The following is a 12426-nucleotide window of genomic DNA, read 5'->3' as shown; positions in this document are numbered from 1 at the left end:
AACTTCTTCTCTACGATTTATTTTAAATCGATTATCTTAAATGAATAGATAACGTGATTATTAGAAATGACGTCTTAAGGGGGAAGGGCATAGCAACCAGAAAATAAGCACTCTGGTGATGAAAAGGGGAGAGCGAAGAGGGAAGTTGTCACAGACCAGTAGAGGCTGCCGGTCTCGGAGAGGGGCGGAGCAGGATTAAGAGTTCCGGCTACTCCCGCGCCTCATCGGTCCTGGTCTCGGCAACGAACAGGACGGACGAGGCGCGGGGAGCAAGCCAAGGCAGGCTGGTGCTGTTCACGAGACCTCAACGGCCAGGGCCACGGCACCACCGCCGCCCAGACAGAGCGTCGCCAAACCTCGCCCGCCGCCACGGCGCCGTAGCTCATAGATGAGGGTAATCAAGATACGCGAACCGCTGGAGCCAATAGGATGGCCGAGGGCGATCGCTCCCCCGTTCACATTGACCCGGCTCCAGTCCCAACCCAGCTCTTTCCCATTAGCCAGCGTCTGAGCGGCAAAAGCCTCGTTCACCTCGATCAAATCGAAGTCGCTCAGCTGCAAGCCAGTCAGCTCCAGCAGCCGCTTGACAGCACGTGTTGGGGCAGCGAAGATATAGCGGGGTGTAATGGCAGCCGAGGCATAGCCGATAATACGGGCGAGCACCGGCAACCCCTGCTCACGAGCAAGTGCTTGCTCCACGACCACCGTCGCTGAGGCACCATCACTGAGTCCAGGAGCATTACCCGCCGTGACCGTTCCCTGCTCCTGGAAAGCCGGCTTGAGCTTGGCCAGGGCCTCCAGCGAAGTATCAGGGCGAATCGGCTCATCGCTTTCAACGAAGACACTGGCCCCCTTCTGCTTGACCTCGATCGGGACAATCTCCTCCTTAAAGCGGCCAGCGGCTGTCGCTGCTGCGGCCTTCTGATGGCTGGCGAGAGAGAACCGATCCTGCTCCTCGCGCGAGATCCCAAAGGCCTCGGCAATAATTTCTGCCTCGTTCCCCATATGCACATGCTCGAAGGCACACCAGAGGCCATCATGAATCACGCCGTCCACCAGCTCAGCATGGCCCATGCGGTAGCCAGTGCGCGCCTTCGGTAAGAGATAAGGGGCATTCGACATGCTCTCCATGCCGCCGGCGACAAAGGCATGTCCATCGCCTGCCCGAATGGCCTGAGCTGCCAGCATCACGGCCTTGAGGCCCGACCCACAAACTTTGTTGACGGTGAAGGCAGGAATCTCGACGGGCAAGCCAGCCCCAATCGCCGCCTGACGCGCCGGGGCCTGCCCCAGGCCCGCCGAGACCACATTGCCCATAATAACTTCATCAATGGTTTCGACAGCGATGCCCGAACGGCGCACCGCCTCCTTGATCGCTATAGCCCCCAGCTGCGGGGCCGTAAAGCTCGCAAGCGCCCCTAAGAATTTCCCCGTCGGGGTGCGCGCCGCGCCAACAATCACAGGCACTGGTTCTGTTGTCATGATGGGTGCTCCTGCTGCCAGTGCAGCCTCTCAGATTGCTTCATCGCCGGAACAGCCGCCCTTCTCCAGGCCCTGCTGCTCCTTCGTCCTCCCATTGTAGCCTCCAGTTCCAGACCGATGCAAGCAAGCGAGAATCAGTGTGATGCTAAGGCTCGGCGGGAAGCCGGCCCGGCAGAAAGTCCGCGGGTGGGCGCATATCCCAGAGACGCTCAGAGACCTGGTCTTCCGCCAGCAGACGCAGACTGTCGTACACCGGCTGCCCCTGCTGAGCGCCATCGGCATAGAGGAGGTTAACTGGACGGTAGTGCTGATCCAGCAGTAAAATGTAGTTGCTGGGCAACCAGATCCGGTAGACTGTTTGCCCTTGAAAGTGGCTTTGCCCAAGATAGTGAGCACTACCTTGCTGCAGATCGCGACGCAACAGTCCAAGATCAAAGGCTGTGTCCTGGACACTCCACTGGGCAGGATTCCACTGCACCACGTGATGCATCATGTCCAGTCCAAGCACCGTTTTTCCATTGCTGATCAGCACCACATCCAGATGACCTGGCATGGTGGCCTCCACATGCAGCTCCCCGGTTCCCAGGTTATGATAGGTTTCGACATGATAAGGTAGCCCTTCATCACTCATCTTGGTCTGACGATGGTAAAGCACATAGCCACTCCAGGAGAGTCCAGTCGGTAAGGCGAACGCCTGTGAGGGATGCCAGGCCGTGCTTAGCCCTATGGAGGCCCCGAGGACAAGCAGAACCAGAGCCGCCACCGCCGGCAAGAGAAAGAGGAGACGGCGAACGGTAGAGCGGCGGACTGGAGGAGGCAGAGCCGTCAAGCGCGGCTGGGTGCGAGTCACGTCGACTTGCTTGCGGAACTCCCCTGCCTTGACCTCCCGGCTGGTGGTGACCGGTGGCCCCCAGCGGGCCACAATCGCCTGATAGACAGCCCGGTCTACGCGCGCCGAGGGACCTGTCTGCTCTAGTTTACGCAGTAGCTGAGTAACCTGGCTCAAGAGACGATAGGTCCGCAGACAGGAAGGGCAATCGTAGACATGCTCCAGCACCGCCTGCGCCTGCTCAAAGCTCAAGTCATCGAGAACAGCCAGGTAGAGCTGGATGGTTTCGCAGACCTGTAGCCCGCTCTCACGAGTTGATGGCAGTGGCGGCAAACCAGATTTATGCATCTCCTCGCTCATCGCCGGCGCTCCTCCCCCTTCAGATGTTCTCGCTCGATGCGTATATAGCGTTCGATAAACATCTTCTTCGCCCGAGATATGCGTGTTGCGGCAGCGTTGGGGGAGATTCCGATGATGGTAGCAATCTCCTGATAGGGCAGGCCCTGAACGGCGCTCAGCACGAGCACGATAGCATAATCCAGGGGCATCGCCGCCAGCGCGGCACGGATATGTTCACGCTCCACGATTTCGGGAATGCCTCCGCTATCAGCCAGCAACAGAGCAAACTCCTCGGAGATCGAGCCTTCATCGTGTTCGCCCTGATGACTACTCAGGGAGAGAGGCCACCAGGTAATACGCTTCCGCCTGCGCAAGAGATCTACGCAGAGATTGGTCGCAATGCGATAGAGCCAGGCGCTGAGATTCTCCCGGTCACGCAGATGATCCCAGGCCAGGCAGGCACGGATAAAGACCTCCTGCGTCATATCATCAGCGTCCTCACGGTTCCCTAGCAGATGATAAATATAGGAGTGAATTGGCCGACTGAACCGCTCGTAGAGCCTGCTTAAGGCCAGGGCACTCTCGGAATCAGCAAAAGATTCAGAGCCGGCTCTCTGCGAATGCGCAGGCGTTTTCTCTGTCATGCTGACATGTACTCTTTCTCTCCGGGCCTCTGCGACAGCGGCGGCACCAGCGTTACTGGCGTTATCAGCCAGCAGTTACCTGCACCCTCGCCATCTTCACTGACCTTGCTAAAAGCATGCATATGCATACCTAGTATAGCAGGAACGCCCGGTGAATAGAACATGCCAGTGGATATACTGGGGAGATGCTCTCCACTCACAAGGCCAGCAACCTTGCCTGCCACAGCGCTCACCAGGAGGCCACTGCCTTGCTCTCTCCCTCTCCCTCTCACGAGTTAACAGGTCAGCTTTTTCAGGCAGTTTCCTCAGATCTACCCATTCATTCAGCGGCGATGGCCCTGCAGGGGTCAGCAGAGGCCGCCCTCACCATTCTCCGTCAATGATTGGTGAACCTGCATTGACACCACGCGCTGACAGGACTAATATAGAGGAGAAACACACAGAGGTATCAATAAGCGGAAAGCCTGGTACGTTACGAGCAGGGGACAGGTCGTTTGAGCCAAGAGAATAGCCGCCCGGGGCACTAGCTGGCTGGCTGGCCGGCTGGCCGTAGCTGACCCCTGGGCGGGCACTGGGGAGAGCTTACTCAGATGTCAGAGCGCCACACCGCGGGTGACGCCCCTCAACCACATGAGACCGAGGAGGATCTGGAGCGGCTGCTGCTGGAAGGCGTCAGCCCGCAGCAGCCGGAGCAGGCTCCTCCCTCCCACCCTAGAGAAGAGGACAGCTCAACGTCAGCTGGCGGAGAAACGGGGCGTACGAGCGAAAGAGATGGAGCGGAGGCAGAGGACGAAGAGGAGACAGAGACCACTCAGCCTGGAGAGGGCGACTTGCAGGGGGCGCTGGCCCTGTTCGCCGAGGCTGCCCAGGACATGGCCACGGCAGGCTTGGAGCTGAACCTCGGTCGACATTTCGCCTGCGTCGATTACTGCAACCAGGTGGCCGAGAAGGCCGCCCAGGCGGTGAGCCTGCTCCTTTTCGGACGTCGTTCCCCCTATAACCATGATCTGCGAGCCTTGGGCGAGCGTGTCGGCGCACCGGCTGAGATCCTGCAGGATATGGAGGCTCTCACTCCTTTCCATCCCGAAACCTTTTATGCTGATACGCCCCCCGAGGAGGCCGATGAGGTCATTAGCGCCTCCGAGGCTAACGACCATGTGCAGCGTGCCCGCCGTGTCTTGCGCTGGGCCAGGGGAAGGATCTTTACCAGCGCCTGATTGATCGACCGACTGAGCACGCGCCTTCTCCAGCGCAATCCAGCGGCGCGGGTCAGCGCCGACCCGGTTGCTTGCAGCGCTACGTCCTACCCATCCTCTATGAGGAGGATTCCCCTGGCGTCGTGATTCGGCTTCTATAGATCCTGAGTATTCTATCAATTGGGAGGAGTATTTCGTGACGCAAGCAATCACAGGAGGGCAGCCCCAGGGAACGCCCTTTGAAGAGGTGGTCAAGCAATCGCCGCGCAAGTGGGTCTATTTGTTCACTGAAGGCAGTGCCAGCATGCGCGATTTGCTCGGCGGCAAGGGGGCAGGCGTCGCCGAGATGACGAAGGCTGGCTTGCCGGTTCCTCCAGGTTTCACCATCACAACTGAAGCCTGTAATGCCTACTACGAGGCAGGCAAGCAGTTCCCGCCGGGTATGTGGGAGCAGGCTCTGGCCGCGCTGCGCATCGTTGAGCAGCAGACCGGGAAGACTTTTGGCGATCGCCACAATCCCTTGCTCGTCTCCGTGCGCTCGGGCGCGAAGTTCTCCATGCCAGGCATGATGGATACGGTGCTGAACCTGGGCCTCAACGATGAGACGGTCCAGGGGCTGGTAGAGCAGACCGGCGATGAGCGCTTCGCCTACGATGCCTATCGGCGCTTCATCCAGATGTTCAGCAAGATTGTGCTCGACGCCGATCCCCGCGAGTTCGAGCAGAAGCTTGATGAGTACAAGGAGCGCACCGGAGCCAGCAGCGACGCTGAGCTGCCAGCTTCAGCTCTCAAGGAGCTGGTAGCCGAGTTTAAGCAGATCGCTGAGCGCCAGTCTGGTCAGCCCTTCCCCACCGATGTCTACGAGCAGCTCAAACGCGCCATCGAGGCGGTCTTCGCCTCCTGGAATAACAAGCGCGCCATCGACTACCGCAACTTTAATAAGATCCCCCACAATCTGGGTACCGCTGTCAACGTGCAGAGCATGGTCTTTGGCAATATGGGCAATGACAGCGGGACTGGCGTAGCCTTTACACGCAACCCCAGCACCGGCGAGAAGGAGCTGTACGGTGAGTACCTGCTCAACGCCCAGGGTGAGGATGTGGTGGCTGGCATCCGCACCCCTTCGAAGATTAGCCGCCTGAAGGAGGAGCTGCCCCAGGTCTACGAGCAGTTCCAGGAGATCGCCCGCCGTCTGGAGCGACACTATCGCGATATGCAGGATATGGAGTTTACGGTGGAGCGTGGCCGGCTCTATATGCTGCAGACGCGCTCGGGCAAGCGCTCGGCCAGGGCAGCCGTGAAGATCGCTGTCGACATGGTTGAGGAGGGACTGATCAGCGAAGAGGAGGCGATCCGCCGTTCCGATCCAACGCAGATCTATCAGCTGCTGCTGCCGCGCTTTGATGAGGAGGCGAAGGCGCGCGCTCATAAGGAGGGGCGTTTCCTGGCTCGCGGCTTGAATGCTTCGCCCGGTGCCGCCGCGGGTAAGGCGGTCTTCGATGCCGACCGCGCTGAGGAGCTGGGGAAGGCCGGCGTACCCGTGGTCCTGGTCCGCCCAGAAACCAGCCCCGATGATGTCCACGGAATGCTCGTTTCTAAGGGTATCTTGACGGCCCGCGGCGGCGCTACCAGCCATGCCGCGGTGGTGGCCCGCGGTCTGGGCCTCCCGTGCGTGGCCGGCTGCGAGGGCATCCGCGTCTACGAAGAGGAGAAGCTTTTCCGCGTGGTCGGTAGCGACGTGGTGATCCGCGAAGGCGATGAGATCTCCATCGATGGTGACACCGGCGAGGTCTTTGCGGGCGTGATCCCAACGGTGGAACCAGACTTCGAGAAGGAGACAGAGCTACAGAAGCTGCTGAGCTGGGCGGATCGCATCCGCAAGCTAGGTGTATGGGCCAACGCAGACTACCCGCGCGATGCTCAGCGCGCAGTCACGTTCGGCGCCGAGGGCATCGGCCTCTGCCGCACCGAGCATATGTTCATGGAGCAGGAGCGCCTGCCCATCGTGCAGAAGATGATCCTGGCGAAGACCCCCGAGGAGCGCCAGGCCGCTCTCGACCAGCTGTTGCCGTTCCAGCGCAGCGACTTCATCGGGATCTTTGAGACAATGGTCAATCCGCGCACCGGGGAGTGTTACCCGGTGGTGATCCGCTTGATCGATCCGCCACTCCATGAGTTCTTGCCGAACTACGAGGAGCTGCTGGTCGAGGTGACACGCCTGGAGGCCACCGGCGCCGATCCAGAGGCTCTCAAGGAGAAGAAGGCCCTGCTCGATGCCGTGGCCGCGATGCGCGAGATGAACCCGATGCTTGGCCTGCGCGGCTGCCGCCTGGGCTTGCTCTTCCCGGAGATCACCATTATGCAGACACGCGCGATCCTGGAGGCTGCTCTGGAGGTGGCGCAAAAGACAGGGAAGAAGCCACAGGTGAAGATCATGATTCCGCTGGTCGGGCACGTGAACGAGCTGCGCGAGGTGCGCCGCCAGCTTGAGGCTGTGGCCAAGGAGGTCACGGCAGAGGCCGGCTCTGCAGTCGAGTATAAGTTTGGCACGATGATCGAGCTGCCGCGCGCCGCACTGACCGCCGATCAGATTGCAACAGTGGCCGACTTCTTCAGCTTCGGCACCAACGATCTGACGCAGACAACCTTTGGCTTCAGCCGTGACGATGCCGAAGGCAAGTTCCTGATGAAGTACGTCGACGGTCTGGATGCCCCGGGCTTGCCCGAAAAGGTGAAGATCCTGCCAGTGAACCCCTTCCAGACGATCGACCGCGACGGCGTGGGTCAGCTGGTGCGCATGGCGGCTGAGAAGGGACGCGCTGCGAATCCACAGATTGAGCTGGGGATCTGCGGCGAGCACGGAGGCGATCCGAGCAGCATCGAGTTCTTCCATGAGGTTGGTCTCGATTACGTGAGCTGCTCGCCTTTCCGCGTACCAGTGGCTCGCCTGGCCGCCGCCCAGGCCGCTTTGAGCAAGTCCGAGAAGGATAAGTAAATACAGCAGACGCGGGTCAGTCAATTAGCACTGTTACGCTGGCCCGCGGGCTGCTTTTGAGCGCGCGAAGCTTCAGGCTGCGGGCAAATCCTCCCCGTAACAGGGTAGGGGGATTTGCCCGCATTGCTTGGTCTGCCAGAGCGGCGCTGGCTGCTGGGAAAGTTTACCTTTCCTCCAAGGCGAAGCAGGTGCTCTTGTAGGCCAGGGCCAACTCTCGCGGCTCACACATGGGCTGTTACAGCCTTGCCAAACGTGCTCTGGTTTATTATACTTATCTTGCTCTGCAAGGAGGAGTTTGATCGAAGTTTTGCTATCAGCTCGCTGGCTCATCTGGAGCAGAAGGATAAGGCTTGATGCAATCAGATCCTCAGCAACAGAATCAACCTGAGCAGCCGCCACTGGTTTCATCGTGGTCTCCTGCAGCATCAGGCCCGCAGCCTTGGCCCGCTGCACCGAACATGGTACCTCCAACATGGTTTCCTTCGCCACCATCAACGGCTTTTCCTTCTGGCATGGGTATGGGGCCGTTTCCACCCTACAGCGGTCCTGCGCCGCTAACAGCTGCTCCCGCTCCGCCCCCAACACTTCAGCAACCCTGGTGGCTGCCGCTGGCCATCACCTTCTTCATAGTAGCCAGTCTGGCCAGTTGCGGCCTTACTGCCTTCCTGGCTTTCCAGCAGGCCAGCCAGAGCCTCAGTCAGAGCCTCAGCCAGAGCGTCTCGCCAGCCACCCTTGAAACGGCCCACCAGACGGTCGTGCAGGATTATTACACGGCTATCCAGCAGCAGCAGTATCAATCAGCCTATATCGAGCTGGCAAGCGACGCCACAGTGAAAGGGCAGCATCTGGATCTGAATGGCTATCTTCAGCTCGCGCGCGCGCAAGATCAGCGCTTCGGCAAGGTCTCTGAATTCTCAGTGAATGAGCTGGACCCCTACCATTTCACTGTCACGGTCTGGCGCGACCTGGCAATCTATGAGGTTCATCTGACTTTTGCCACTCAGGCCCTGCCCACCCTCGATCGCATCACCTCGGTGGATGGGATTTAATCTTTCCCCGTTCCGGAGCCGCTCGTTGTAGAGGACCTCATCAGGATGGTTTACTGGCCTGCTGCCGGCAGGCCAGCAGAGAGGTCATGACGGCTCCTTCCTTGTGCTTGTGGTCACCTCGCCCCGGCCAGAGCTTGTTTCCCCTCCTCTTTTTCCCCTCTTGCGGCTCTTTTGCCACCGTGCTATCATCGGGAGAGTATTCCATAAGAAAGCGCCCATCGCCGAGCCACGCGGAGCGGATCTTTCTATGCAACGAGAGAGAGTAAACGATTACGATACCATAGCAGCCTTTTACGACATCGAACACGCACATTTCCTGGAAGACCTGGACCTCTATCGGGACTTCGCCGAGCTATGCGGCCCTTACGGCCCTTTGCTGGAGGTGGCCTGTGGCAGTGGTCGTCTTCTGCTACCACTGGCCCGCGAAGGCTATGAGCTGACCGGGGTCGATATCTCAGCGCATATGCTGGAACGCGCACGCCAGCGGCTGGCTCAGGAGGGCCTGCTGTCACGAGTGACGCTGGTACAGCAGGATATGCGGGCTTTACATCTGGAGCAGCGCTTTCGGCTGGCATTTATCGCGCTCGGCTCCTTCGCCCACTTGACCACGCGTAAAGACCAGCAGCAAGCGCTGGCCCTGTTACGCGCTCACCTGGTGACCGGCGCCACGCTCATCCTCGATCTCAGCAACGCCGATGCTCGCGCGATGGAAAATCTGAGCGGGCAGCTTCTGCATCAGGGGACCTGGACATGCGAGGATGGCAGTCTTTTGACCCATTTCGTTTCTCCTGCCGCCTCCAACACCCGCCACATGCTGGAGCTGGTCCATTTCTATGATCAGTACTGCCAGGGGGAAACGGTGCGCCGCACGGTGACGCGCACCACTTTTTATCTCTTTGAGCGCAGTGAGCTGGAATTGATGCTAGAGCAGGCGGGTTTTGTCGTCAAGGATGTCTACGGCAATTATGAGATGGCCCCCTACGAGCTGCAAAGCCCGCGCATGATCTTCATTGCGGAGGCACGATAAGCCCATGAGAGCAGTACGCCCCCTGCATGAGTGGAATCTGCCGCCCGAGCAGGCCGTCGCTCTGCAGAAAGAGCTGGCCAGCCGAGTGATTCGCGAGGATCGCCTGCCGCCCCAGGTTCAGCACATTGCTGGCGTCGATCTGGCGATTAATGAAAATAATGGCCTGGCACGCGCCGCCGCCGTTCTCCTTTCTTATCCCTCCCTGCAGCTGGAGGAGCAACATGTCTACGAAGAGCCAGTACGCATGGAGTATATCCCGGGCCTGCTCTCATTTCGCGAGCTGCCTTGCGTGCTGGGGGCGCTCAATCTGCTGCGGCAGGAGCCGGACCTGATCATGGTCGACGGTCAGGGGATCGCTCACCCGCGTCGGCTGGGCATCGCTTCGCACCTGGGCCTCTGGCTGGATCTCCCTACAATTGGATGCGCCAAATCGGTCCTGCGTGGCCACTACAACGAGCAGGAGCTAGGCGAAACAGTCGGTTCCTGGGTCCCTCTGCTCGATCACGGAGAGATCATCGGTGCCGCCGTGCGTACGCGCGAGCACGTCAAGCCAATGATCATCTCTATCGGCCATCGGATCAGTCTGGAGACAAGCATCCGCTACGTTCTCTCCTGCTGTCGCGGTTATCGCCTACCCGAGCCGACGCGCCTGGCCGACCGGCTCTCAAAGAATAACGCCTACCGAGAGCCAGTCAGCAGACCCAAGGAGGGACAGGATACACCCAACGAAGCCGTCCAGGATTCGCTCTGGCAGTAAGTGCACTCTGGTCTGCCACCTGCACCGCTCCCCGTCTCATCTAGAGAAGCGAGCAGGGCGGTGGGCCTCCTGGCCCGGTTAGCCGCCTTTGCCTCTCTCTTCTCCTAGCACCGGTTCGCGATAGAGAGGAAGAGTGAAATAGAAGGTTGTGCCCCGATTAGGGACTGTCTCAAACCAGATGCGACCTCCATGCTGTTCAATGATGAGACGAGCAATGGTCAGCCCCAGGCCATAGCCACCCATGCGGGACTGCATACTATGGGTGGCTTGATAGAAGCGCTCAAAAACATGAGGCTGATCCTCGGGCGCAATACCAAAGCCGGTGTCCTTCACGGAGAGCAACGCCATCTGAGGATCATCAGGATCGGGACAGGCCCGTAAGATTACGGTCCCACCCGGCGGGGTAAACTTAATGGCGTTCCCCAAGAGGTTAGCAAGCACCTGCTTAATCCGCTGCGGATCAGCGCGCAGCAGCGGAGCGGGCAGTTCAATCTCCTTGCTCATGACGATCTCGGCCTTGCGTGCCAGCGGTAACAAGCTCTCCAGAACCTGCTGCGCCAGGACTTCCACGTTAACCTGCTGGAGCCGGATCTCAAAGTGTCCAGCATCGGAGCGTGCCATGAAGAGGACATCCTCAGCTAGCGAGAGCAGTTGCTGCAAAGCCTCGCTGGCGTAGCCCAGGTACTCGCGCTGGGTATCGTTCAAAGGCCCCATTTGACCGCGCAAGAGTAGCTCAATAAAGCCATGCACAGAGTTGAGCGGCGTGCGTAACTCATGCGAGACCATCGATACAAAGTGCTCTCGCATGCGATTGGCCATTTTGAGAGCAGAGACATCACGCGCAAGGAAGAAGACATAGGGTTCTTCGGCAGTATCGACAGGGGTGACACTGACCGAGGCTTCCCAACCCTGGATAGCCTCGGGACCGAGTATGATCTCCTCGTTGGCCAGCGCCTGCCCTCCTTGTAAAACGCGCACCAGTGGACAGCTGGAGGTCCCACAGAGCTGCATATGGTCCAGGTTGCGACACCTGAGTACCTGGGCACAGCCCTGACCAATGGTCGTAGCCGCCTCCCACTTTAAGATAGCCGCCGCTGCGGGATTAAAGGCTCGGAGGCGAAAGCAGCTGTCTAGCAGGAAGGCCACATCAGTAGTGGCAGCCAGTGCCTTCCCGGCACAGTCCGCTAGCAGCTCCATATTTGCCCGGACATCCCGCTCCGGTGGATGCCGCTCACGCACTACCTTCTTCCTACCTTCTGCTTCTCCCCGCGTGCGCGCTCGATCCCCAGATGACGACTGATCAATGCCGTCGGCACTGTTCAGCGGCTGAGCCTCAGCCACGACAGGAGCACGCTCCTTCACCCGAGAGCGGCGAGAGACCGATTTCACCACGTTCCCCCCTTTTACTTACTGACGAACTTATATCCGATACGACGCACAGAAATAATATGCCGTGGATGAGCAGCATCCGGCTCTAATTTTTTGCGCAAACGGCCAATGTAAACATCAACAATATTACTATTATTCTCATTATCGTTCCAGACTGAAGAGAGAAGCTGATCGCGGCTGACCACTTGATCGGGGCAACTCATCAGGATGCGCAGGACCTGCATCTCGGTACGGGTCAAGGGTACCTTAACGCGCCCATTGATGACGACCTGCAGCTCAGCCGGGAATAGCTCGATCGAGCCAACGCGGATACTTTGACTCTCGCTGCGCTTGCTACGCTTGATACGGCGGAGCACAGCCTGGACGCGCGCGACCAGCTCCTGATGATCGAAAGGCTTACAAATATAGTCGTCAGCCCCAATATGAAAGCCTTTGAGCTTAGACTCCATGCTATCCTGGGCGGTCATGAAGATCAGAGGGATATCGTAGCCCTCAGCCCGCAACCTGGCTGTAAACTCGAAACCGCTTTGATAGGGCATGGCAATGTCGAGAATCAACAGGTCAGGCTCGCGCTTCTGGATCATCTGCATGGCCCCGCGAGGGTTGTCCGTGACTTCAACTTCGTAGCCTTCCTGTTTCAAGGCAAACTGCACCAGCGCAGTTGTAAACTGGCTATCATCAACCACAAGGATATACACAGTTCTTCCCCTCTTCAGCAC

General features: G+C 59.2%; 10 protein-coding genes. 5 read left to right on the top strand and 5 right to left on the bottom strand.

Annotation, left to right across the window (positions count from 1 at the left end; translation table 11 throughout):
- Positions 1-294: 294 nt before the first annotated feature.
- The 3 genes from IRZ31_RS15845 to IRZ31_RS15835 all read right to left on the bottom strand — a co-directional run bounded on the left by IRZ31_RS15845 (position 295) and on the right by IRZ31_RS15835 (position 3294).
- Entirely contained in the window at positions 295-1482 is a 1188-nt protein-coding gene (locus tag IRZ31_RS15845; protein ID WP_297155357.1) for an acetyl-CoA C-acetyltransferase, read from the bottom strand.
- Between the two features lie 145 nt (positions 1483-1627).
- Positions 1628-2671, bottom strand: a complete 1044-nt coding sequence (locus IRZ31_RS15840; protein WP_297155355.1) for a hypothetical protein — start codon at positions 2669-2671, stop codon at positions 1628-1630.
- Positions 2668-3294, bottom strand: coding sequence for an RNA polymerase sigma factor (locus IRZ31_RS15835; RefSeq protein ID WP_297155353.1), 627 nt, complete (start codon positions 3292-3294; stop codon positions 2668-2670). Before IRZ31_RS15835 ends, IRZ31_RS15840 begins: the two co-directional genes overlap by 4 nt.
- Before the next feature lie 590 nt (positions 3295-3884).
- Here IRZ31_RS15835 and IRZ31_RS15830 point away from each other — a divergent pair.
- The 5 genes from IRZ31_RS15830 (at position 3885) to nfi (ending at position 10318) form a co-directional block, all read left to right on the top strand.
- The gene (locus IRZ31_RS15830; RefSeq protein ID WP_297155349.1) at positions 3885-4511 is read left to right on the top strand and encodes a HEPN domain-containing protein; all 627 of its coding nucleotides are present in this window, start codon (positions 3885-3887) and stop codon (positions 4509-4511) included.
- Positions 4512-4737: 226 nt separating this feature from the next.
- Positions 4738-7485, top strand: a complete 2748-nt coding sequence (gene ppdK / locus IRZ31_RS15825) for a pyruvate, phosphate dikinase (RefSeq protein ID WP_363325679.1) — start codon at positions 4738-4740, stop codon at positions 7483-7485.
- 458 nt (positions 7486-7943) lie between these two features.
- Entirely contained in the window at positions 7944-8534 is a 591-nt protein-coding gene (locus IRZ31_RS15820) for a hypothetical protein (protein ID WP_297155345.1), read from the top strand.
- Positions 8535-8781: 247 nt separating this feature from the next.
- Positions 8782-9561 (top strand): class I SAM-dependent methyltransferase, encoded by a 780-nt coding sequence (locus tag IRZ31_RS15815; protein WP_112429524.1) that lies wholly within the window; start codon positions 8782-8784, stop codon positions 9559-9561.
- A 4-nt stretch (positions 9562-9565) separates the two neighbouring features.
- Positions 9566-10318: a deoxyribonuclease V gene (gene nfi / locus IRZ31_RS15810; RefSeq protein WP_297155342.1), complete on the top strand. Its 753-nt coding sequence runs from the start codon at positions 9566-9568 to the stop codon at positions 10316-10318.
- Between the two features lie 78 nt (positions 10319-10396).
- On the opposite strand, the gene IRZ31_RS15805 is transcribed toward nfi, so the two are convergent.
- The gene (locus IRZ31_RS15805; protein WP_297155340.1) at positions 10397-11659 is read right to left on the bottom strand and encodes an ATP-binding protein; all 1263 of its coding nucleotides are present in this window, start codon (positions 11657-11659) and stop codon (positions 10397-10399) included.
- A 62-nt stretch (positions 11660-11721) separates the two neighbouring features.
- Positions 11722-12426, bottom strand: a 705-nt coding sequence (locus IRZ31_RS15800; RefSeq protein WP_297155338.1) for a response regulator transcription factor, incomplete at its 5' end; no start/stop codon positions are given.

This window comes from Thermogemmatispora sp., assembly GCF_019683635.1.
In the GTDB taxonomy this organism is placed as follows: Bacteria; Chloroflexota; Ktedonobacteria; order Ktedonobacterales; family Ktedonobacteraceae; genus Thermogemmatispora.
Note: the sequence above shows the minus strand (reverse complement) of the source record. Positions and strands in the feature narration are given on the sequence as shown.